General features: G+C 65.2%; 20 protein-coding genes. 7 read left to right on the forward strand and 13 right to left on the reverse strand.

Features of this window, described 5'->3' with window-relative positions:
- Positions 1-348: 348 nt before the first annotated feature.
- Positions 349-1,950 carry an AMP-binding protein gene (locus CXR29_RS13965; RefSeq protein WP_206516222.1) on the reverse strand — a complete coding sequence of 534 codons (1,602 nt, stop codon included), beginning with the start codon at positions 1,948-1,950 and terminating at the stop codon, positions 349-351.
- A gap of 218 nt (positions 1,951-2,168) precedes the next feature.
- Positions 2,169-3,263, reverse strand: coding sequence for a GmrSD restriction endonuclease domain-containing protein (locus tag CXR29_RS13970; protein ID WP_127364853.1), 1,095 nt, complete (start codon positions 3,261-3,263; stop codon positions 2,169-2,171).
- A 289-nt stretch (positions 3,264-3,552) separates the two neighbouring features.
- Here CXR29_RS13970 and CXR29_RS13975 point away from each other — a divergent pair, with 289 nt between their 5' ends.
- The gene (locus tag CXR29_RS13975) at positions 3,553-4,224 is read left to right on the forward strand and encodes a hypothetical protein (RefSeq protein WP_127364854.1); all 672 of its coding nucleotides are present in this window, start codon (positions 3,553-3,555) and stop codon (positions 4,222-4,224) included.
- 30 nt (positions 4,225-4,254) lie between these two features.
- On the opposite strand, the gene CXR29_RS13980 is transcribed toward CXR29_RS13975, so the two are convergent.
- The 3 genes from CXR29_RS13980 to CXR29_RS13990 are packed head-to-tail and all read right to left on the reverse strand — an operon-like array spanning position 4,255 to position 6,164.
- Complete coding sequence (locus tag CXR29_RS13980) at positions 4,255-5,055, reverse strand: sulfite exporter TauE/SafE family protein (RefSeq protein WP_127364855.1); 801 nt, start codon at positions 5,053-5,055, stop codon at positions 4,255-4,257.
- Positions 5,056-5,067: 12 nt separating this feature from the next.
- Entirely contained in the window at positions 5,068-5,874 is an 807-nt protein-coding gene (locus tag CXR29_RS13985; protein ID WP_241241466.1) for a thioesterase family protein, read from the reverse strand.
- Between the two features lie 20 nt (positions 5,875-5,894).
- Positions 5,895-6,164: a Clp protease/crotonase-like domain-containing protein gene (locus tag CXR29_RS13990; RefSeq protein ID WP_127364856.1), complete on the reverse strand. Its 270-nt coding sequence runs from the start codon at positions 6,162-6,164 to the stop codon at positions 5,895-5,897.
- Here CXR29_RS13990 and CXR29_RS13995 point away from each other — a divergent pair.
- The 3 genes from CXR29_RS13995 to CXR29_RS14005 all read left to right on the forward strand — a co-directional run bounded on the left by CXR29_RS13995 (position 6,118) and on the right by CXR29_RS14005 (position 9,443).
- Positions 6,118-6,624 carry a GntR family transcriptional regulator gene (locus CXR29_RS13995; protein WP_241241467.1) on the forward strand — a complete coding sequence of 169 codons (507 nt, stop codon included), beginning with the start codon at positions 6,118-6,120 and terminating at the stop codon, positions 6,622-6,624. The two genes, CXR29_RS13990 and CXR29_RS13995, sit on opposite strands and share 47 nt — an antisense overlap.
- A gap of 185 nt (positions 6,625-6,809) precedes the next feature.
- Positions 6,810-7,658: an aldo/keto reductase gene (locus tag CXR29_RS14000; RefSeq protein WP_127364858.1), complete on the forward strand. Its 849-nt coding sequence runs from the start codon at positions 6,810-6,812 to the stop codon at positions 7,656-7,658.
- 333 nt (positions 7,659-7,991) lie between these two features.
- Entirely contained in the window at positions 7,992-9,443 is a 1,452-nt protein-coding gene (locus CXR29_RS14005; RefSeq protein ID WP_127364859.1) for an MDR family MFS transporter, read from the forward strand.
- Between the two features lie 115 nt (positions 9,444-9,558).
- Here the strand turns inward: CXR29_RS14005 and CXR29_RS14010 are convergent, their stop codons facing one another.
- Positions 9,559-10,791, reverse strand: coding sequence for an MFS transporter (locus CXR29_RS14010; protein WP_127364860.1), 1,233 nt, complete (start codon positions 10,789-10,791; stop codon positions 9,559-9,561).
- 110 nt (positions 10,792-10,901) lie between these two features.
- Between CXR29_RS14010 and CXR29_RS14015 the strand changes: the two genes are divergently transcribed.
- Positions 10,902-11,453 (forward strand): hypothetical protein, encoded by a 552-nt coding sequence (locus CXR29_RS14015; RefSeq protein ID WP_127364861.1) that lies wholly within the window; start codon positions 10,902-10,904, stop codon positions 11,451-11,453.
- Here the strand turns inward: CXR29_RS14015 and CXR29_RS14020 are convergent.
- From CXR29_RS14020 to aztD, 6 genes are all read right to left on the reverse strand, one after another.
- Positions 11,422-11,904 carry an NUDIX hydrolase gene (locus CXR29_RS14020; protein ID WP_127364862.1) on the reverse strand — a complete coding sequence of 161 codons (483 nt, stop codon included), beginning with the start codon at positions 11,902-11,904 and terminating at the stop codon, positions 11,422-11,424. The two genes, CXR29_RS14015 and CXR29_RS14020, sit on opposite strands and share 32 nt — an antisense overlap.
- The gene (locus tag CXR29_RS14025) at positions 11,901-12,521 is read right to left on the reverse strand and encodes a DNA-3-methyladenine glycosylase I (RefSeq protein WP_127364863.1); all 621 of its coding nucleotides are present in this window, start codon (positions 12,519-12,521) and stop codon (positions 11,901-11,903) included. Before CXR29_RS14025 ends, CXR29_RS14020 begins: the two co-directional genes overlap by 4 nt.
- Before the next feature lie 150 nt (positions 12,522-12,671).
- On the reverse strand, positions 12,672-14,753 hold the full coding sequence (gene betT / locus CXR29_RS14030) for a choline BCCT transporter BetT (protein WP_101555924.1): 2,082 nt from the start codon (positions 14,751-14,753) through the stop codon (positions 12,672-12,674).
- Between the two features lie 232 nt (positions 14,754-14,985).
- The gene (locus tag CXR29_RS14035) at positions 14,986-16,365 is read right to left on the reverse strand and encodes a short-chain fatty acid transporter (RefSeq protein ID WP_101555925.1); all 1,380 of its coding nucleotides are present in this window, start codon (positions 16,363-16,365) and stop codon (positions 14,986-14,988) included.
- A gap of 153 nt (positions 16,366-16,518) precedes the next feature.
- The gene (locus CXR29_RS14040) at positions 16,519-17,898 is read right to left on the reverse strand and encodes an NAD-dependent succinate-semialdehyde dehydrogenase (RefSeq protein ID WP_127364864.1); all 1,380 of its coding nucleotides are present in this window, start codon (positions 17,896-17,898) and stop codon (positions 16,519-16,521) included.
- A gap of 228 nt (positions 17,899-18,126) precedes the next feature.
- The gene (aztD, locus tag CXR29_RS14045; protein WP_206516223.1) at positions 18,127-19,389 is read right to left on the reverse strand and encodes a zinc metallochaperone AztD; all 1,263 of its coding nucleotides are present in this window, start codon (positions 19,387-19,389) and stop codon (positions 18,127-18,129) included.
- 182 nt (positions 19,390-19,571) lie between these two features.
- On the opposite strand from aztD, the gene CXR29_RS14050 reads away from it, so the two are divergent.
- Positions 19,572-19,925: a nuclear transport factor 2 family protein gene (locus CXR29_RS14050; protein WP_127364865.1), complete on the forward strand. Its 354-nt coding sequence runs from the start codon at positions 19,572-19,574 to the stop codon at positions 19,923-19,925.
- 89 nt (positions 19,926-20,014) lie between these two features.
- Here CXR29_RS14050 and CXR29_RS14055 read toward each other — a convergent pair whose 3' ends face one another.
- Positions 20,015-20,935, reverse strand: coding sequence for a 3-hydroxyacyl-CoA dehydrogenase NAD-binding domain-containing protein (locus tag CXR29_RS14055; protein WP_127364866.1), 921 nt, complete (start codon positions 20,933-20,935; stop codon positions 20,015-20,017).
- 175 nt (positions 20,936-21,110) lie between these two features.
- Here CXR29_RS14055 and CXR29_RS14060 point away from each other — a divergent pair, with 175 nt between their 5' ends.
- The gene (locus tag CXR29_RS14060; RefSeq protein WP_127364867.1) at positions 21,111-21,974 is read left to right on the forward strand and encodes a hypothetical protein; all 864 of its coding nucleotides are present in this window, start codon (positions 21,111-21,113) and stop codon (positions 21,972-21,974) included.
- Positions 21,975-21,994 lie beyond the last annotated feature (20 nt).

Here is a 21,994-nt window from a genome sequence, read left to right on the forward strand (position 1 = left end):
ACGCCAACAAACCGGTCGAATAGACGATTGCCGATACGCGTCCGACTCTCCCCTGTCGTTGTCATTAACAGGCACAGCACACACGGCGGTGGCTGCACGTGAGTTCAGTCAAAGCAACCCTCCGCTTCCCAGCTCAGCCGTATACGACCGCTCTTGGCACTCGTCCCGTGATAGCGGCACATAGTTTCCGGCCGCTTCGACGACCTGCTCTTCGGCCTTCTTCTTCGCTCGCGCCTCATCACGCTTCTTTTGCTGGTTGCGCCTCACCATGGAACAAGTTAGTCACTCTTGGACTGCGCCTTTGCAAGGGATCTGATCAATGACCCTCCCCAGCCTCGCCCAGGACACTCAGCTCCCCGCCATCTCCCGCAGGGCGTTCTTGCGGATCTTGCCGGTCGACGTCGTCGGCAGCTCGTCGACGAATTCGATGCCGGCCGGGGCCTTGTAGGAGGCGATGCGGGTCTTGACGAACGCGATGAGGTCGGCTTCGGTCGCCTCGGTGCCGGGCGCAAGGACGACGTAGGCCAACGGTCGCTGTCCCCACTTCTCGTCGGGCATTCCGACCACGGCCGCCTCGGCGACGGATTCGTGGGCGACGAGGGCCTGCTCGACCTCGATCGTGGAGATGTTCTCCCCGCCGGAGATGACGATGTCCTTGGCGCGGTCGAGGATCTGGACGTACCCGTCCTCGTGCATCACGGCGAGGTCGCCGGTATGGAACCAGCCGCCGCGGAATGCCTCGGCGGTGGCTTCGGGAGCGTTGAGGTAGCCCTTCATGACGTTGTTGCCGCGCATGACGATCTCGCCCATCGTCACCCCGTCGCGGGGCACGTCGGTGAGCACATCGTCGTCACGCAGCTCGACCACGCGCACGCGCTCGGCGCTGATCATTCCGATCCCCTGCCGAGACTTCAGCTTCGCGCGCTCCTCCACCGGCAGACCGGTCCATTCGGGCTGCGGTTCGCACGAGGAGTACGGGCCTGAGGATTCGGTGAGTCCGTAGACGTGGATGACCTCGATGCCGAGCCCCTCCAACAGGGCGATCGTCGTCGGCGACGGCGGGGCACCGGCCGTGGTGATCGACAGCGAACCGCCCAGATCGTGGGCCTCCTTGGCCCCGGCGATGGTGTTGAGCACGACGGGAGCACCGGCCATACGGGTGACCTTCTCGTCGTCGATCAGTCGCCACGCCTCGGGTCCGCGCACCGCTCGGATGCACACGTGCGTGCCCGACACCGCGGTCAGCGCCCAGGTCGTGCACCAGCCGTTGCAGTGGAACATCGGCAGCGTCCACAGGTACTTCGTCAGTGGCGCGAAGTCCTGCGTGACGACCTCGCCGAGCGAGTTCAGGTACGCCCCGCGATGGGTGTACATGACGCCCTTCGGCCGGCCCGTCGTGCCCGAGGTGTAGTTGACGGCGATCGTCGCCGTCTCGTCTTCGACCTCAAAGGCGCGGGGTGATTCCGGCGCCAAGGCGGTCCAGTCGGCATACGCTTCCACGCGCAGATCCGCGGCGGCCACCTCACCGGGGGTGCCGTCTTCGTCGGGGTGGACGACGATCGTGTCGACGGCGTTCGCAGCCCCGGCATCGATGACCGGCTGGAGGAGTCCGGCATCGCCGAAGAGGAACTTCGCCTCGCTGTGGCCGAGGATGTACTCGACCTCGGGCGGAGCCAGTCGGGTGTTGAGCATGACGAGCACACCGCCGGCCAGCGGGACCGCGTAGTGGGCGATGAGCGCCTCGGCGCTGTTGGGGGCGAGCACGGCGACCGTATCCCCGGGCTGCAGTCCACGGCGGACGAGTCCTTCGGCGAGGTTCTGGACGGTCTCGGCCATCTGCCGGTAGGTGAAGCGGCGGGGCCCGTCGACGATCGCCTCCCGATCCGGGTGAGCCTCGAGCGAACGCTCGAGGAAGCGCAGCGGAGTCAGGGCGGTATCGAGTCCGGACATGGCAGGTCTCCTCATCGTCGATGATCGTGGCAGCCGTCGCCAGTAACAGCTGCGACGGTGTTCGACTTCAGACTACCGAGCGACTGTGATCGCTCACACACCACCCCTCGCCGAGGCGGCCGGGCGTCACAGTGCACGTTCCCCATCTTCGTGCTTCGAAGTCCGTGTCTGAGCGTTGAACGGTTGATTTCCACAGCCCGACGAGGGCGATGTCGTTGCTATTCGCAGCCGATTCCATCGCCGTCGCGGTCGAGGTGGGACCCGTAGCCGGGGTCGCCTCGGCGAACGGGTGCGGCACCGGCTTCGCGGGCGGCTGTGCAGGTCTCGAAGTAGGACGCCGAACCGGACGAACCGCTGGATGATCCACTCGATGAGGAGCCGGATCCAGACGAATCTGAGCCGGACGAACCCGAGTTCGAGGATTTCTGACCTGCCGGGCGGGTCTCTTCCTTCGTGGTGACGTTGTCACCGTCGCCGGGACCGGGCCAGTCCGCATCCTCGGTGAATGCGGGCTGGTCGTCGCATTTGCCGAGGACGCGTTCCATGGCATCCTTCTCGGCCGGGACCACCCAAAGATCGTATTTGTGTTTCACTGCGATCTGCCGGGCGACGTATTCGCAGCGATAGCTCTTGTTCGGCGGCAGCCAGGTCGCGGCGTCGCCGTCGCCCTTCTGTCGGTTGAGGCTCGAGCTTACGGCAAGCAGGTTGAGGGGATCGTTGCCGAACTCCTTGAGCGTCTCCTCGTCGAAGTTGAAAGCGCCCGTCTGCCACGCGTTCGAGCGGGCGACGACGTGGTCGATGTCGACGGCGTTCGCGCTGCGGTCGAAGTCGTAGGTCTCGCCGGCGTAGGGGTCGTCAAGTGTCCCAGCCAGGACGATGCAGCCTTGGGCTCCGGCCTTGAGGGTGATGTCGGTTAGGTCCCGGCGGAGTACGTCGTTGCGGGTGTCGCAGCCGTTGTGGTCGGTGTCCGATCGCCATCTGAACAGGTCACCGTCGTAGCCGGTCTTCGGGGCCCGGCCCTTGACCGTGAGTTCATCCAACATCGCCGAGGTGGTCCCCGTCGCTGCGCTGCCCGCGCGGCCTTCGTCCCCTTCCCCGCTTTCGCTCTCTTCGTCGGTGTCATCGGACTTCGACGGTGAGGGAGTGTCCTCGCTCGGTTCCGGGGCCTCACGAGTGGGTTTGGGATCGGCCGAACTGGTTGAGGCGGTGTCGATGGCCGGTTGGGCATCCTCGGCGCATCCGGAGAGGAGGCCGAGTGACAGGACTGCTGCGAGTGCCGCAAGTGTGCGGCGCGAGGAAGAGAGCAAGGGCATGGACTTTCGGGCGTGGAGGCTCGCCGGTTCGGCGAGATAGTTCAGACGTGGTCGTGGACCGAGCCGACACGAATGTCGCTGCTCGATCCACTTCGATCAGTCTAGATCCGGCGGCGCGGCGGTGGCATACGGTCGGCAGGAACGTATCCCTTTCGTTAGATCCCCGGATGATCGTCGAGATGAGATTCTCGGCGGTTGCCTCAGTTCTACCGAGGGGAGGGTGAGGTCACCGGCGGGTGGGTGCATGATTGAGGGGAACGGTGAGCAGCCTCGGCGAGGAGGATTTTCGATGCGACACGATGAGGAGCGCCCGCGCACCAGCGGGTTCCTGGCCGACGGGACGGTACCGGGGCACTGGACTCAGGTGCTCGGGGCGATGCGGGCGAACCCGTTCACGCATCTTGCGCTGGATGAGGTACGCACCGAGGCGGCCCACCACCTCATCGTCGCGCCTTCCCCGGAAGTGGCCCGGGCGTGCTTCGGGAAGTTGCTCGACGCGTGCGGGGACTCGGTTGAGATCGTCACCGTCGAGGAGCTCGTACCGGGTCGCGTCCCCGCGGGGACGTGGGTGTTTCTGCCGCACAGACAGGACGGGTGGACGGATCTCGAATCCGCCTCGGCGAAATTGCGGGCGGGACTGCTCCAGGAGAACTCGTCACGCGAGACCGGCGACAAGCTGGTCCTCATGGAGTACGGGATCAACCTGTGGATGTGGGCCGAGCCGCCGTCCAGCGGAGGCGACCCTGTCTGCCACGCCGGTGAGCTCATCAGCTGGGAAAGCGCGTGGGCGCTGGGCACGAGTGATGCCGGCAGTGAGAGTGACACCGGGGCCAGCGCGGATGGCGCGAACGGCGCCAGCAACACGGCCGCCGCGAAGTCTTCACCACCGGCGCCGTCCGCTCGCCCGCCGATCTACTTCGGCCTGCCGCCTATCCTGCGTCAGCGCCGCTGGGAAAGCTGAGCACATTCTCTGGCTCCCCCGCTCACACCCTCACGCCACGGCAACAACCACTCCGGCCGCAAGCAGCAGCACGAAGTAGCCCCAGGCGTGGAGGATCTCGGGGATCTTCGGCACTCGGCGGCGCAGGAACACGATGATCGGCAATCCGCCGATGAGCAGCGCCGCGGCCGCCACCAGGTCGAGCGATCCGACGATGCCCGGGGCGTCGATCGCTGCCGGGGTCAGGATCGTCACGAGCACGGCCGGGCTCATGATCACCAAGGTCAGCGGGTTGGCCAGGGTCGTGGCCACGGTCATCGTCGCCCCGGATCGGCGCATCATCGGCACCGTCATCACCGATCCGCCGACGCCGAGGAACGACGCCAGCCCACCGATCGGCACACCCCAGACCGCTGCGATTCCGCGTCCGCCTTCACTGACCTCGCCGACCTCATCGACAACTGCAGCCTTACGCCGGAAGAACCCGGGCCGAACGAGCAGATCGATGGCCGTGGCCGCGATATACGCGACGAACCCCCACTGCAGCAGCACTTCCGGAGCGAACCTTCCCGCGAACGCACCCAGTCCTCCCCCGAGCGCGAGCAGTCCAAGCAGCCACCACCGCCCCGTCAGGTGGGCGAGCGTCGATCGCTTCGTCGACACCGTCGCGACGATCGCGTTGACGAGCATCACCAGCGCCGAGGTGGCCGCCGCCACCCGTGCCGTGTCCTGTCCGAGGTCCGCATCGACCAGGGTGATGATCGGGACCGTGACGAAGCCTCCGCCGAACCCGAAGAGCACGGTGGTCAGGCCGACGAAGCAGCCGATGAGAACCAGCCCGAGGAACTCCATGCCCTCAGAGTTTCAGAGTCGGGCGATGAGCAGCGGCTGGGTCACGGCGCCGACGTAGCCGATCTCGTCAGCCAGGTCGCCATTGGCGACACCGCGACCATCGGGGCCGACATGGGTGCGGACGTTCATGTTCAGCCACTCGGATCGCGGTTCCCGCGCGAAGGTGAGTGACAGCGACGGTGGGATGAACGTCCACTCCCCGTAGGGCACAGCCGCCGAGACGCCGTTCGCCGAGTCCGCCACGATGACGAAGCGCTGGATCGGGCTGGTGTCCTCCCCTGCGACGAGCGGGATGCGCGGACGCACCCAGACGTCGGCGGCTCCGAGTTCCTGAAGGCCGCCGGAGACGAATCGCCATTCGATGGCACGCCCGTAGCCCCAGTCAGGGCTGATGCCGGGGAAGTACTTCTGCTCCTGCGGTTCCGGCACCGAGGATGTGTCGAAGTTCGCAGCCACCTCGGCGCTGGATTCGGGTGTCGAGCGCATCCGCCACGCGGTCGCGGTGACGGCAAGACGGTCTTCGGCCCAGAGTTTGGCTTCGACGAGTTCGATGCGCTTTCCGGGTCGGACGATGGTCGCCTCGGTGCGGATCCGACCCTGCGGGATCGGCCCGAGCATGTCGATGGTCAACCGGCCGATGCTCATCGCTTTGTCTTCGCGAACGCGTTCGACTGCGCGGGCGAGCAGCGCTGCGGGCGGGCCGCCGTGCTGCATGCGTTCGTCCCAGGGGCTCGTCGTGGCCCGGGTCGAGTCGAATTCGTTCTCGCCGCGAGGAAGGTAGAAAGCCTCGGGCAGTGGTCTGACCTCGTTGTCTGTCACGCGTCCTCCTCAATCGTTCGTTAAGTACTCAGGCTATTGTCTCTCTGCTTTCGCCGCGAAGGCGAGCGCGCGTTCGTCGACCGCGGTTCTCCCGCCATCGGGCACAGCTCCTTCCTCAACCGGGGAGGCCACCTCGGCGACGATGTCGTGAGGAACCCGCAGGCCAGCATGTCCTCCGCGCTGAACCGGTTGCCGGTGAGGACGAATTCGGTCGCTTTCGTCCAGCCCATGAGGCGGTGGAGGTTGACCGATTCGAGTACCGAAGGGATGCCGATGCGCACCTCGGGCATCGAATACCAGGAGTCGCTGCTGCCGATGCGGAAGTCCGCGGCCGACGAACGCACGGTCGCCGAGCTCGCCGATGCCCGCTATGTACTCGAGACAACCGCAGTCGAGCGGGCTTCCGAACCCATGCGGCAGCGGCTGGCTGCCCGCCTCGAGGAGTTCATCGTCGAGCAGCGGTCCGCATTCGCCGAGGCGGACGTCGCCCGGTTCATCGACCTGACGTTGGAGTTCCACCGCGGCTTCGTCGAGGCCGGGGACAACCAGGTGATGCTCGAGATGTACGCACTGCTCTCCGACCGGCACCGGTTCAGTCTGTTCATGATCAGCCGTCGCCTGCTCGACCGCTGTGATGAGATCATCACCGAACACGAAGCACTGGTCACCCACTTGCGCTCGGGTGACTCCGCAGCATTCGCGGCTACCCTGCGCGGGCACATCGAGGAGAACGCCGGCCCGACGCACTGATACTCCAGGGTCCTCCCACTGCGGCCCGACTCGACGCTTCCTCGCAACGGCACAGTTGAGGGTGAGCAGCCCGGCCTAGGGTGAACAGAGCCTTCCGAACGGCATCTTCTTCACAGCACACTTAAAGTCGAGAAGCACTGATTTGAAACAGTGCTTACTGACTCAAACCGTGCCGGGGCCGCTCCGTGGCCGCACGCGCCGAGCAGGTCCTCGGCGATGCGCTCAAAGGCCAGCGGCGGGAGTCGCTCGAGATCTTCACGAAGGTCTACTTCCCGACCGGACCGAAGGGCCACAACGACACCGGTCTGTCGCGCAAGCACATGATGGAGTCGATCAACGGCTCGCTGCGCCGCCTCGGCACCGACTACGTCGACCTCTACCAAGCCCACCGCTACGACTACGAGACTCCGCTGGAAGAGACGATGCACGCCTTCGCCGACATCGTCCGCTCCGGCAAAGCCCTCTACATCGGCGTCAGCGAATGGAACGCCGACCAGCTGCGCGCCGCCCACCACCTGGCCGACGACCTCGGCATCCAGCTCGTGTCCAACCAGCCGCAGTACAACATGCTCTGGCGCGTCATCGAAGAACGGGTCGTTCCGACCTCGAAGGAACTCGGCATCTCGCAGATCGTCTGGTCCCCGATCGCCCAAGGTGCGCTGACCGGCAAATACAAGCCCGGCCAGCCGGTCCCTGCCGGATCCCGGGCGACCGACGAGGACGGCGGCGGCGCGGAATCGATCAGGAGCCGCTATCTTCACGACGACAAGCTCACGGCCGTGGCGAAGCTCGAACCGATCGCCGACGAGCTCGGAATCACGATGGCGCAGCTCGCGATCGCCTGGGTGCTGGCCAATGACAACGTCGCCACCGCCCTCGTCGGCGCCTCCCGCCCCGAGCAGATCGCCTCGAACGCCGAGGCCGCCGGGGTCACCCTCGACACGGACGTCCTCACTCGCATCGACGACATCCTCGGCGACCTGCCGGAGACCGACCCGAACAAGACACAGTCGCCGGCCACCCGCCTGACCTGACCCCTCACCGAGGCGGCCGACCGTCATGATTCCGACCGCGCTCCCCCTGTGGGGCCGCGGTCGGAATCATCTGCACCAGCGGCGGACGTTCCGCACCAGCGGCGGGTGCCCGCACCAACGGGGCGTATCCGCCACCGGGCCGGACGATGAACTCAGCGAATCTCACACCGACCCGGGGCCACCTCGGCGAGGGTCGTACGTTAAACTGCATGAAGCGGTTATATAACCAAAGAATTTATTTCCGGGCGCGATGAGGGGCCGATTCAGCGCACTGCTCCGGTCAGGCTGTCGCTGGAAGACGAGAAGAGACACAGACGACGAACAGGTGAGGGGATGCCATTGGCGAACGGAGACGAGACTCAGACGGACCCGACAGAAGGCGCCCCGATCAACCGGAACCTCGTTCTCGCCATCCTCGTCTCCGGCGCGTTCGTCATCATCCTCAACCAGACGTTGCTCAACACCGCCCTGCCGCACTTCATGTCGTACTTCGACATCACCTCCGGCGCGGCTCAGTGGGTGACGACGAGCTTCATGCTCGTCAACGGCATCATGATCCCGGTGACCGCGTTCCTCATCGAGAAGTTCACGACACGCGGTCTCTTCTTCACCGCCATGGGCCTGTTCATCCTCGGCACGATCGTCTGCGCGATCGCCCCGGTCTACCCGGTGATGCTCATCGGCCGCGTCATCCAGGCCTCAGCCGGCGGCATCATCATGCCGCTCATGCAGACGATCCTGTTCGCGATCTTCCCCGTCGAGAAGCGCGGATCAGCCATGGGCACCTTCGGCCTCGTCATCGCCTTCGCCCCGGCCATCGGCCCCAGCCTCTCCGGCTGGATCGTCGACCACCTGCCGTGGCAGACGCTGTTCTACATGATGCTGCCGATCGCGATCATCGACCTCGTGGTCGCGTACTTCCTGCTCAAGAACGTCACCGATCGCACCTTCCCCCGTCTCGACATCCTCTCGATCATCCTCTCCACCCTCGGATTCGGCGGACTGCTGTTCGGCTTCGGCACCGCCGGTGATGCCGGATGGGTCAGCGCCCAGGTGCTCATCCCGCTGGCCGTCGGTGCGATCTGCCTGACGTTCTTCATCACCCGGCAATTCAAACTCGAGCAGCCCATCCTCGAGTTCCGCATCCTCCGCTACCGCATGTTCACCCTCAACACCCTGCTGGGCATGTGCGTGTTCATCGTCATGGTCGGCGGCATGATGGTCCTGCCGCTGTACATGCAGAACATGAATGACTTCTCGGCAATGGAATCGGGCCTGGTTCTGCTCCCCGGCGCCGCAATGATGGGCTTGATGTCTCCGGTGACCGGTCGCATCTTCGACGCCATCGGTGCCAAATGGTTGGCCGTGACCGGCTTCATCCTGCTCACCGGAACCACGTTCCTCTTCGCACGCCTGGAGACGGACACCTCGTTCGTCTACCTCGCCGTGGTCAACACGGTGCGCATGTTCGGAGTCGCCATGGTGATGATGCCGGTGACCACGGCCGCGCTCAACCAGCTGCCCTCGCACCTCATCCCCCACGGCACCGCCCTGAACAATACGATGCGTCAGATCGCCGCTTCCGTCGGCACAGCAGCGCTCGTGACAGTCATGACCTCGGCCGCGCGCAATCCGGAGACCTACGGGATGGCCGGCCTGGTCCACGGCGCGAACGTCGCGTTCTTCGTCGCTGCCTGCGTCGGCATCCTCGGCGTCATCGGTGCGTTCTTCATCAAGAACTCCCACGGACTCGAACCGGGACAGAAGACGACCGCCGGAAAGTGACCCCGGGGCACCTCAGGCGCCGAGCCGGTCCCCTCGGCAGCTCCGAACCGTGCCCAGCCACGACCGGCTCAGCTGTCCCCGGCAACTCCCGCCCGTGCTCACCACCGCAACCGGCTCAGCTGCCCCCGGTGCTGCGCATCTGCATCGTCCGCGCGATCCACGACAGGGCACCGGCGAACAGCAGAAGCAGAGCGCACACGAGGAAGGTCGACGATGACCCCAGATAGGTGAAGCCGAGCCCGCCGACCACCCCGGCGATGGCCAGCCCGATGTCGAAGTTCATATTCCAGGCGACGCTGGCCCGGCTCGGCGAACTCACCGAGGCGAAGGCCATGACGAGGCTCGCCGACTGCATGGCACCCAAGCCCAGTCCGATGATGAGCATCGCGACGAACAGCGCCGCACCGTAGAAGACGACAGCGCAGACCAGTCCGATCGCGGTGAGGACGAGACCCAAGATATTGAGGGCGAAAGGCGGGAAGCTGTCCGAGACGGCTCCGACGACGAAGCGTCCGATGACCGCCGATACCTGCATGCCCGCGATGAACAGAGCCGCCGCCGCGACGTCTTCGCCCGGCCCGAAGCCGACGATGATCCCGAAGACGATCATGCCGACGAGGAACGGTGAGAGCATGAGGACGAGCCCGAGGGCCTCCCCCGCCCGGCGCCCGACCTTCCGCCGGCTCCGCTTCTCGTTGCGACCGGGCCGGATCCCGGCCGTTTCGCTACCTCGCGCCGATTCTCCCGCATCGTCGTTCCCTCGCCGAGGCGACCGACCGGGCACGTATCTGAGCACCGTGGGGATGGCCAGGAGGAGACAGCCGCAGACGATGATGCGGAAGATCCAGATCGGGATCGTCTCGACCAGCCACAGTCCCAGCGGTGCTCCGACGGCCGCCGCCAGGGAGGTGATCCCGCCGAAGAAGCCCAGCGCCTTGCCGATTCGTCCCGGCGAGGTCGTGCCCGGAACCGCAGCGTTGGCGAGGACGACGAAGAGCCCGAACCCGGTGCCCCCGCAGAGTCCGGCGAGGATAAGCGCCAACAGCGGCGGGGTGATGAAAAGCCCGAGCAGCTGGCCCAAGAACTGCAGCACAAGAGCCAGCATGAGCGAGACCTTGAAACCGAAGACGCGACCGGCCCACGGAGCGAAAGGCTGGGCGACGATGACACCGATCATCATGGTCGTCAGCACCGACCCGCCGGTGACCGTCGACAGTCCATCCGTTGACGCAATCGTCACCATCGTCGAATAGCTGAAAAAGAAGGCCGAGAATCCGAACATCGCCGTCCACACCAGACCCAACAGGGCCGGGGTGTACGTCGCCTGAGACGGATGTTCGGGGTCCATAGTCCGAGGTTACGACATCGGCACTGCATCTGCCGTGTCAGCATCGTCTGCCTCTCTTTCGGCGGACAAGTGTTCACCTGCGAGTCAGAATGATCGCCTACCATCGGCACATGAACTCATCAGAACTCAACCGCGATGCCACCAGCGGCACCATCGATACCGCGTTCGTCCTCAAGTTCGAGCCGCTCTACGTCCTCACGGATCTTGAGTCGGAGATCTTCAGCGCCATCGGCCCGAAGACGAAAGTTCGCGAATCGTTCAAACGCAAGCACTTCCTCAAAGTCGCCGAGTGGAAGGCCATCGGCGTCCTGCCGAGTCTTGAGGAGATCCCATCCGATGACATCGACTTCGTCACCGGCGTCGCCCTCGATGACGACACACCCAACCGCTTCCGGCTGCCGGTGCTGCAGATGCTGCCCGGTGTGGGAATCCCGATGGCCAGCACTCTGCTCACCGTCGTGAATCCGAAGAAATTCTCCATCATGGATTCCCGGGCGCTGACCGTGCTGCACGACTACAACCTCGTGCCCACTGACAACCCGGCGCAGATGGACTACCAGACCTACCGCAAGCTCTTGAAGTCCCTGGCCAAGGGCGCCAACTGTGCGCCGATCGATCTGTACCGGGCCCTCATCGCTTATTCGCGGCAGGAGAGGCTCTGAGCCGGTCACCGGAAGCCGGTCTCCCCGCGGCCTGCAGCGCCGGGATGACCTCATTGCGGGTCAGCGGCGCGAACTGACGGATATCGGTGTCCGCGGGCAGCGGGTCGATGGGAAACCAGCCGGCTTCGGCGATCTCGGCCAGGTGCTCGATGTTCTCGACGTCGAGCGCCTCGGGCACACCGTCGTAGCGGAACACGTCAGCGATGACTCGGTGATCGGCCTCGTTCGCCGCCGCCGCAGCGAATGTGCCCAAAGCGCGCAGCCGGTGCCGGTCCAGATCGAGTCCGAGCTCCTCGGCGATCTCGCGGACGATGGTGTCCTCAGCGGTCTCCCCGTCTTCGGGTTTGCCGCCGGGCAGCATGAAGGAACTGGTCCCTGCCTTGCGCACCATGAGCAGTTCCCGGCGCTGCGGGTGGAGAAGGACGAGCGCGGAGACGCGGATGTCATTCATTCCGACCACACTCCGGACGCGCCTCGGCGGTGGGAATCGAGCAGGTGCGTATCGACCATGCCGATGGCCTCCATCAGCGCATACATCGTCGTCGGCCCGACGAAGCGGAACCCCTTCTTCTTCAGCGCCTTCGACAGTGCCACGGATTCCGGTCCGGTCGTCGGGATCTCGGCAATGGTACGCGGTCGCGGGGTCTGCGCAGGCTGGAACGACCACAGGAACGCATCGAGTCCGCCGTCTTCACGCAGTTCGATCACGCGCGCGGCATTGTTGATGCAGGCTTCGATCTTGCCGCGATGGCGGATGATCCCGGAATCGGGCAGCAGCTGTTCGATCTCGCCTTCGCCGAAGCGGGCCACGGCATCGGGATCGAATCCGGCGAAGACCTCACGGAATCGCTCCCGCTTCTTCAGGATCGTCAGCCACGACAATCCGGCCTGGAAACCTTCGAGGCTCATCCGCTCGAACAGGCCGGCCTCGTCGTGGATGGGCAGACCCCATTCGCTGTCGTAGTAGTCCAACAGCATCGGGTCGCCGTACGCCCACGGGGTGCGAGCCAGCCCGTCGTCGCCGATGACGGCTCCGCCCGGTGAGCTCGGCTGTGATTCGTCGTCCATCCTCAAACCGTATCGCGTCGGGCTGACGTCACCCGAACCCTGCGCACCGTGCGTGCGGAGAAATGACGACGCCCGGGACCACCGGCCGTCAGGCCGGGATCCCGGGCGTCGCACTCACCCGGTGAGATTCAGTCATCCGGATGCCGCAATTCAGTCATCGCCGTGGATGATGTTCTCCTGCAGCTGCAGGAATTCGACGTGGCGTTGGTACTGGTCGAGCACGTCATCGATGATCTGCTCCTTCGAGAAGCCCATGATGTCGTAGCCCTGACCGGTGCCTCCGTCGAGGTAGACCTCCATCCGGTAGTAGTCCTCGCCGGTTCCGCGGGGAACCATTCCACCGAACGACGGCACGCTGACCTTGTGCGGCCACACCTGATAGCGGAACGGGTACTCCCCGTCTCCGTCGACCTCGAACTGGAAGAGTTCGCCGTCGTCGACGAACACACCTTCGTTGTCGACGCGACCGCAGCGTGACGAGATTCCGCGGCCTTCCATCTCTGCAGCCACCTCGTGGAGGGTGGGAATGAGGACCTTCTGCTCGAACTCCTCGGCGCGCGCCCGATTCGGGAAGGACAGCACTCGGCCGAGCTGACGCTGCCAGGTCTCGTGACCGGGACCCCGGGAACGACGGGCCAAGGATCCGGGCAGGGTCGTATCGACACTGTCGACGCGGTTCGCCTCGACCCGCAGCGCCTTGTACAAACCGATCATGACGAGGATGACGACGAAGGCGAAGGGCAGGCCCATGATCACCGTCGCGCTCTGCAGGGCGCCGATGCCTCCGACGAGCAGCATCGCCACCGTCAGGGCACCGGTGAGCACGGCCCAGAAGATCCGCAGACCGGCGCGACCGTCCTCGGAGGGGTTGCGCAGATTCGACGACAGGTTCGCCATCACCAGGGCCGCAGAGTCCGCGGTGGTGACGTAGAACAGCAGAGCCGTGAGCGTGGCCAGACCCGCGATGAGGAAGAAGGCCGGATAGCGGGAGAGCAGGTCGTAGAAGCCGCCTTCGGGGCTGACCATGACCGCTTCGCCGAACTCCACATCACCGTTGCGGATGATGTCCAGGGCCGAGTTTCCGTAGATCGAGATCCACATGAAGATGTAGATGAACGGAATCGTCAGGGTGCCCAACACGAACTGACGGATCGTGCGCCCGCGGGAGATGCGGGCGAGGAAGAGACCGACGAACGAAGCGAAGGCGATCCACCAGGCCCAGAAGAACAGGGTCCAGTCGGTCATCCATGTTCCGGTGTCCTCGAAGGCGAAGGTCTGACCGGCCATGTCCGGGAACAGGCGGACGAAGTCCGTGACGTTGAGGACGAAGGCGTTGAGCAGGAACTGCGTGTTCCCGGCCACGAGCACCCAGAAGCTCAGCGCAATGGCGAGCACGACGTTGAGGACGGAGAGGAACTTGATGCCCTTGTCCACGCCCGAGACCGCCGAAAGCGTGGCGACTCCGACACCGACGACGACGATGCCGACCTGGGCAGCGGTGCCGACCGGGATCCCGAAAACCGTGTTGAGGCCGACGTTGACCATGACGACGCCGATGCCCAACGAGGTGGCGACACCGAAGATCGTGCCCAGCAGAGCAGCGAAGTCGACCGTCTCACCCAAAGCGCCATGGACACGCTTGCCGAAGATCGGGGCCAACGCCGAGCGGATCGCCAACGGCATGTTCATCCGGTAGGCGAAGTACGCCAGAGCCATACCCATGAGTGCGTAGAGTCCCCAACCGCTCAGGCCGTAGTGGAAGAGCGCCCATACGGTGGATTCGCGGGCCGCGGCGACCGTCTCGGGCTCCGTGCTCGGCGGGGTGAGGTACATCGTGACCGGTTCGGCCACGGCGAAGAACATGAGGTCGGTGCTGATGCCGGCCGCGAAGAGCATCGACGCCCAGGCGACGAGGCCGAATTCGGGCTTCGAGTGCTCGGGGCCGAGCTTCGTGTTGCCGTAGCGGGAGGCCGCCAGGTAGATGACGAAGACGAGGACGACGAGAACGAGAAGGACGTAGAACCAACCGAACCAATCGGAGGTCCAGCCGACGACGGCACCGAGGACCGCCTCGGCGTTGGTCGGTGAGATCAGAGCCCATACGGTGATGGCGAGAGCCACCGCGGCCGCGGCCGCGAATACACGCTTATTCAGGGGCGGAAGCGACGGCTTCACCGTGCCCTTCGCTTCTCCCTTCGGTTCACCCGGCGGGGTGTCGACTGATGCTGACATGGTTGTGCTCCTTATCCGGACGCTGTTGCGTCGTGGCATCGGACCCGATCGAACGACATGCTCAACCGGGCATGATCAACGGCTGTTGCTGAAAGATATTCCGTCCTCGCCGAATCCCCGGTTCCACGGGAACGGCCAACAATGGAGGTTACCACATAGACACTTCCCGTCATTTGTCCTGTTATGCCACGCGATTCTGCAGATCAGCGGCTCACCCTCGCCGAGGCGGGGCTCAGAGGGAGACGAAGAGCAGCGCGGCCGCCATCACCACCCCTGCGCCGAGGAACGTGATGACGGTGTAGCCGAGGATGTCACGCATCTTCAGCCCGGCGATGGCGAGCACCGGCAGCGCCCAGAACGGCTGGAGCATGTTCGTCCACTGGTCACCGTAGGACACGGCCATGATCGCGACCGACGGGTCGACGCCGAGCTGATTGGCCGCATCGAGCATGATCGGGCCCTGTACGGCGAACTGTCCGCCGCCGGAGGGGACGAAGAAGTTGACGAGTCCTGCCGAGATGAGCGCGAGGACCCCGAACGAGGCCGGGTTCGCGATCGAGACGATGGCGTCGGAGAACACCGCGATGAGTCCGGTGGTCGACATGATGCCGAGAATTCCTGCGTAGAGCGGGAACTGCAGGAGGATCTCGCCGACATTCGATGCCGCCTCCTTCGTCAGGTGGATGAGTTCGAAGGGATTGCGCACGAGCAGCAGGATGAGCGCGAGGAACGACCAGTTGACGATGTCGAGTGTCAGTCCCCCTCCCTGGGCGAAGTGGATGACGAGATAGACGACGAGCGCCAGACCGATGATGAGGGTGAGGATGCGCGAGGCATCGATGCGATCGGCCGGTGTCACGACCTCATTGTCGGCCTGCGACTGCGTCTCCGAGCTCACCGAGGCGGGCAGTTCGTAGACGGGGGCACCGGCCTTGGGTGCGACGAGGAAGAAGAGGAGACCACAGACGATGATGACGCCGGCGATGGCCAGCAGGTTCCAGCCGGCGAAGATCGTCTCGGAGACGGGAACCGTCTGCCCGCCGAGGGATTCGGAGAGGAAGGAGTCAGGGGTGGCCGCGGTCAGCGGGCCCGATCCCGAATAGCCCATATGCCAGACGACGAATCCGGAGTATCCGGCGGCCACGAGCAGCGGGAAGTGGACCTTGATCCCGCGTTCGCGCGACTGCACGGCGATCTCACGGGCGAGCAGAGCGCCAACGACGAGGCCGAGGCCCCAGGTGATGAGGCTGGCGAGAGCGGCGACGAGGAAGACGAAGACATAGGCGAAGGTGGCGTTGCCCGGGACGCGGGCGAGCCAGGCCAGCAGTTTCCGCACGGGTCCGGTGTTGGCGAGGATGTGGCCGAGCAGGAGGATCAGACACATCTGCGTCATGAACTCGAGCAGTCCGGCCAGTCCCTCACCCCAGCCGACGACTACGTCGGTCGGGCCCGCATCGGTGAAGATGAACGCAAGGACGGCGACGATGAGGGTGAGGACGATGGCGAAGGTCAGGGCCGAGGGAATCCACTGTTCGAGGAATCGGTTGACCGGCCGCATGATCCCTTTTGAGGCTGCGGCGTTGACCTGGGTCGACGGCTTCGGTGCCGACATGGGAAGACCTCCCGCTGAGATTTATGAGAATTGGCTGTGTGTGGTCTCAGCATACAATCAGGGCGCTGTCTCCCGGTAGGAGACAGCGCCCTGACGGCGATCACAACCCGGTCACGATCGGAGCCCGGATTCGCAGGGCTCCGAGCACCTCGATCAGTTCTGTTTGTACACGAGCTGCTTGTTGACGAATTCGTCCATCGCCAGCGGTCCGAGCTCCCGGCCGACGCCGGAGCGCTTGACTCCGCCGAAGGGCAGGTATTCGCGTGTTCCCTCCGGAGCGTTGAGGAAGACCATGCCGGAATCGATCTGGTCGCCGACGCGTTCGGCCCGGGCGATATCGGTCGAGAACACGGCGGCCCCCAGACCGAAGGGGGTGTCGTTGGCGAGCTCGACGGCTTCTTCCTCGCTGCTGACCTTGTAGACGATGACAGCGGGTCCGAAGAGCTCTTCGTAGTATCCGCGCATGCCCTTCTGCACATCGGTGAGGACGACGGGTTCGACGTAGGCTCCGCCGCCGTCGTACTTCTTACCGCCGGCCAGCAGGGTCGCGCCCTCGCTGACGGTGTCCTGGACCTGTTCGACGAAGCGGTCGGCGGCGGCCACCGACGACAGCGGGGACAGTCGGGAGCCTTCCTCGCCGGGCACGGCGGGGGTGTTCTTCTGGGCCGCCTCGGTGATGGAGGAGACGAAGTCGTCGTAGATGTCGTCCATGACGATCATCCGCTTGGGCGAGTTGCAGGCCTGGCCGGTGTTGCCCATGCGGGTGTTGAAGAAGGTCTTCGCGGACTTCTGGACGTCGTCCGTGTCGAGCAGAATATAGGGGTCGGATCCGCCGAGTTCGAGTACGACCTTCTTGAGGTTCTTTCCGGCCTCGGCAGCGACGGCGGCACCGGCGCGTTCGGATCCGGTCAGGGACACTCCGTGGTTGCGCGGGTCGGGCAGGATGATGCCGGCGACCTGCTCGTTGCTGGCGTAGATGTTGATGTACGCGCCTTCGGGCAGGCCTGCCTCGATGAAGATCTCTTCCATCATCTGTGCCGAGCGGGGGCACTGCGGGGCGTGCTTGAGCAGGATGGTGTTGCCCAGGGCCAGGTTCGGGGCGGCGAAGCGGGCGACCTGGTAGTAGGGGAAGTTCCACGGCATGATGCCCAGAAGCGAGCCGACGGGCTTGCGGCGGATCATGGCGGTGGCGTCCTTGGGTCCGCGCAGTGGTTCGTCGGCCATGAAGGCTTCGGCGTTGTCAGCGAAGTACTTGTAGATCATCGAGCACAGCTGGACTTCGCCCTTGCCTTCGGGCACGGATTTGCCCATTTCGAGCTTGATGACTTCGGCGAGCTCTTCGGCGCGTTCGGCGTAGATCTCGGACACGCGGGTCAGCAGTGCGGCGCGCTCGGCTACCGTGGTCCGGCTCCACTCGTCGAATGTCGTCGCCGAACGATCGAGGGCCGCGAGGATCTCGGCATCGGTGGCGGTGGGGAATTCTTCGGCGACCTGGCCGGTCGCCGGGTCGGTCACGCGATACATGGTGGTCATGGCAGTCCTCTTTCACTTCGACGGGGTTGTGCGATCTCCTGTGGTGTGATCGCAGGTCCATCCCCCACGCTATGGCCGAACGCCGGCGTCGGCAACGGGGGGCTCATTTCCTGGGCGGATTCCCAGCCGTCACCGAGGCGGACGGCCCGCTCCGGCGGTGCGTTCACGGGCACCGCCGGGTCGGGTCCAGTCCGGTTTCGCGTCGCTGTCAGTGTCTGCCGAGGGTCCTCAGCCGGTGACGCCGGTGAGTTCGTTTGGCGCGTGCGGCAGCTCTCCTTCGGCCATCACCTCACCGGATTCGAGGTCGACGATGTGGATCGTCTTCCCCGCCGGATCGCTGACATAGGCAACTTCGCCCTGGACGAAGAGCGTCGGGCGGGCCTGCTGCCATTCGACGGGCTCTTCCCATTCGTCGATGACCGGATATTCCTCCGTCACCGAGGCGGTGGCGGGGTCGATGATCTTCAGCGTGCCGTCCGTGGTCAGGACGACGCCTTCCCCGTCGGGTCCGCGGCCGAGCGACCGGAAGCTGTACGAGGCGCCGAGGTCGACGAGCTTGAGTTCGCCCGACTTCGTATCGGTGATGCTCACCCGTTCGGGGCGTTCGAGTTCGGCGTCTTCGTCGACTTTGTAATCGCCGAGTATGTACTGCGATTCATCGCTTCCGGACTGATTGCCGATGCGCCCGAAGGAATCGGGGGCATCGATCTTCTCGAACTTGCCCTCCTTGTACAGCAGGATTCCGTCCTCGCAGCCGAGCGCGATGACCTCGTCCTTCGCTGCGGCCTCGCCGTGGACTCCGGGGCAGTCGTCGCTGCCGGCGATCTCCTTGCCGGAGTCGTCGACGACCTTCGCACCCGAACGCTCGTCCTCGGTGCCGACCGTGTGCAGCATCGACCCGTCGGCCAGCTTCACGGCGACTCCGTGATGGGGCTCTGCGGCTTCGGTGACCTCGGGCTGCGGGTCGCCGTCGGAGAAGTCATCGGTGTCGAAGGTCTGGATCTTGCCGTCGCCGTCGCCGAAGAGCACGGTGGTCTCGCCGTGGTTGACGACGTGTCCGGGCAGCTCGGTGTCGAAGACGGTGTCGGTGAGCTGCGGGTCGGCGGCGTAGCTGTGGGTGTGGTCGCCATGGGGCTGGGTCCAGACTCCGGCATCGAAGAGCCGGAATCCCTCGGCGACGGAGACCATGAGGTGGCGGCCGTCGCCGACGGGGTTGAGACGGTTGAAGCCCTCAATCTTCGTGTCGTCGATGACCTCGAGCGTCGTCGCGTCGAGGGTGAGGATCCCTCCGTCGTAGGTAGTCACGATCCGCGGCTGGGCACCGGCGAGCTCCTGGGCGTGCCCTTTGTCGTCCTTGCTGTCTGCGGCGCCCGCGGTCTTCTCGTCCTTGCCGACCGCGTCGTAGTCGGTGGCGTCGTCGCCTGCCTGGCATCCGGTGAGCAGCAGCGCCGAGGCGACCACCGCCGATCCGAGCATGTGTCGTTTCATCATTCGCACTCTCTAGTTAGTGAGACTCGTTATCATTAACAGGTCGATACTAACCCGATGCAGGATGGATATGCGAAATCAGATGACGATCGAGGTCGACGAGAAGCTCGGTGGCCTGAGGGGTCCGGATCGATCCGCCGAGGGCCGGGCCGGACTATGTCATGGGTCACTGTTACGGTAGTGCCATGCCCAGTGTGACTGAACTCGTGAAGCGCTACTACTCCACCGTCGATGCCGGAGATGCGGGCGCCACCTCGGCGCTGTTCGCCGCCGACGCCAGCTATGATCGGCCCGGCTATCCGACGATGGTCGGCCAGCAGATCACCGACTTCTACCACGGCGAACGCGTCATCGAAACTGGTGCGCATTCGCTGCAGGAGATCATCGTCGACGGCGACCGCGCATCCAGTCGCGGAGTCTTCAGCGGCCGCCTCAAGGACGGCTCGGAGACCTCGGTGGGATTCGCGGATTTCTTCCTCTTCGACACCGAGGGTCTCATCGCCGAACGCACCACGTACTTCTACCAAGCAGCGGTCTGAGTCCCTGCGGCCCCGAAAATAGGTCACTATCGGATACTTCTGAGCCCGGAAGTTATCCGATACTGACCTCTATTTGGGACGAATGCGTCTCAGCGCCCCTGACCGCGGGCTTCGAGGACCGCTTTCTGGATCCGGTCGCGGACGGCGGCGGCCTGCGGAGTCGGCGTCGGGCCATAGGCTTCTTCGACCTGCTCGAAGACGTCTTCCATGGCTGCGGGGTCGACGTCGACGGGCAGATCCTCAATGGCGGCGAAGGCCGGGCCGATATGGTCCATGAACCCGCGGATCCCGGCCTCTCCCCCGCCGAAGTGCATGCCTTCGAACTGGCCGATGGCCGACCAGCGCAGACCCAGCGAACTCTTCAGCACCGAGTCGAGATCCTCGGCGGTGACGACCCCGTTCTGCACGAGCGAGATCGCTTCCTTCATCAGCGCATTCTGCAGCCGGTTGCCGACGAATCCGCGGATCTCACGCCGCAGCACCACCGGCTCGCGGCCGCAGCTGCGATAGAACTCGACGGCGGCGTCCACGGTCTCCTGGGAGGTCTGCGGGGAAGGCACGACCTCGACGAGCGGCATCAGGTGCGGCGGATTGAACGGGTGGCCGACGATGACGCGGGGTGCTGCGGACTCCGGGAGCGCGGCTGCGATCACTGAGGCCGGGATCGTCGACGATGAGGTTGCGAACACGGTCTCGGTTGGAGCCGCCTCGGCGATCTGGGAGAACAGCACCGGCTTCGATTCGGGGTCCTCGGGACCGGCTTCCTGGACGAAGACGACACCGGCCACGGCGGCTTCGACGGTCTCGGCGATTTCGACGGTGCCGACCTGCGAGGCCAGCTCATTCCGGGCGGAAGCGTCGGCGGTGACCTCGGCCTGCAGCCCGGCGACCACCTGGGCGAGGTCGGATCGCGGGTCGAAGACCCGCACCGTGTACCCGCTGCGGGCGAAGAGGAAGGCGAACGATCGGCCGATGGTTCCGGCGCCGATGACGGCGACTGTTGAGCTCATGCGTCCAGGCTATACCCGGCCCATCCCGGCCGGCGGCGGAGTTCACTCAAGCGTGCGGGGACGTTCACTCACGCGCGTGTCGGCCGCGTCTCAGCATGCACTGGCCCGTTCGCCGTAGTCGAATCGTTGCCCTGGACCTCCCGCCGTGGCCGGGATCGGGTGGCACAATGAACCCATGAGCGCGAACCCAGAACTGAGAACAGTGGACTCGGAGATCCTCGCCCTGGCGGAGGACGAATACGCCGCCGCTGCGGAGACCGCGCGCATCGACGTGCGCGAGATCCACACCGCCGACGAGGCGGCCAGGGCCTCGATGCTGCTCGACGAAGTCTGGAACGTCGACGAGACCGGCACGAACGTGTTCGAACCCAGCCTCATCATCGCCTTCGCCCACGCCGGCAACTATGTCTCCGCCGCATACAGCGTCGACGAACCCGACGAGATGATCGGTGTGACCATCGGCTTCTTCGGCCAGCCTCTGGGCACGGTCATGCACTCGCATATCGCCGGGGTCCGCCACCAGATCATCGGCCGCGGCGCCGGATCCGCGATGAAGCTGCACCAGCGTCTGTGGTGCCTCAACTTGGGCATCACCGAGATGACCTGGACCTTCGACCCCCTCATCGCACGCAACGCGTACTTCAACTTCCAGCGTTTGGGCGTCGGCATGGTCGAATACCTCGAGGACTTCTACGGGCAGATGCGCGACGGAGTGAACTCCGGCCAGGCCAGCGACCGGATGATGGTGTCCTGGCCGCTCGACCGTCCGGCACGGGCCTCGGTCGTCGATCCCGGATCGGCCTTCCCCTGCCTGCGCGCCGATGATGACGGCGAGCCGCTGCTGAGCGAAGTGCCGAAGGAGACCGAATTCGTCTCACTCGACTTCCCCTCCGACATCGAGGACCTGCGCGGCCAGGATGCCGACCTCGCCAGCCGCTGGCGACTGGCGCTGCGCACCGTGCTGACCGGCCTCGTCGGCGACGGTTGGGTCGTCGACACCTGCCTCAAGGGCGGCACCTATCTCCTCCACCACCCCTGAGGCCCGTTCACCTCTGCGTC

Origin of the sequence: Brevibacterium linens, from assembly GCF_003999335.1 — a bacterium.
Classification (GTDB): Bacteria; Actinomycetota; Actinomycetes; order Actinomycetales; family Brevibacteriaceae; genus Brevibacterium; species Brevibacterium linens.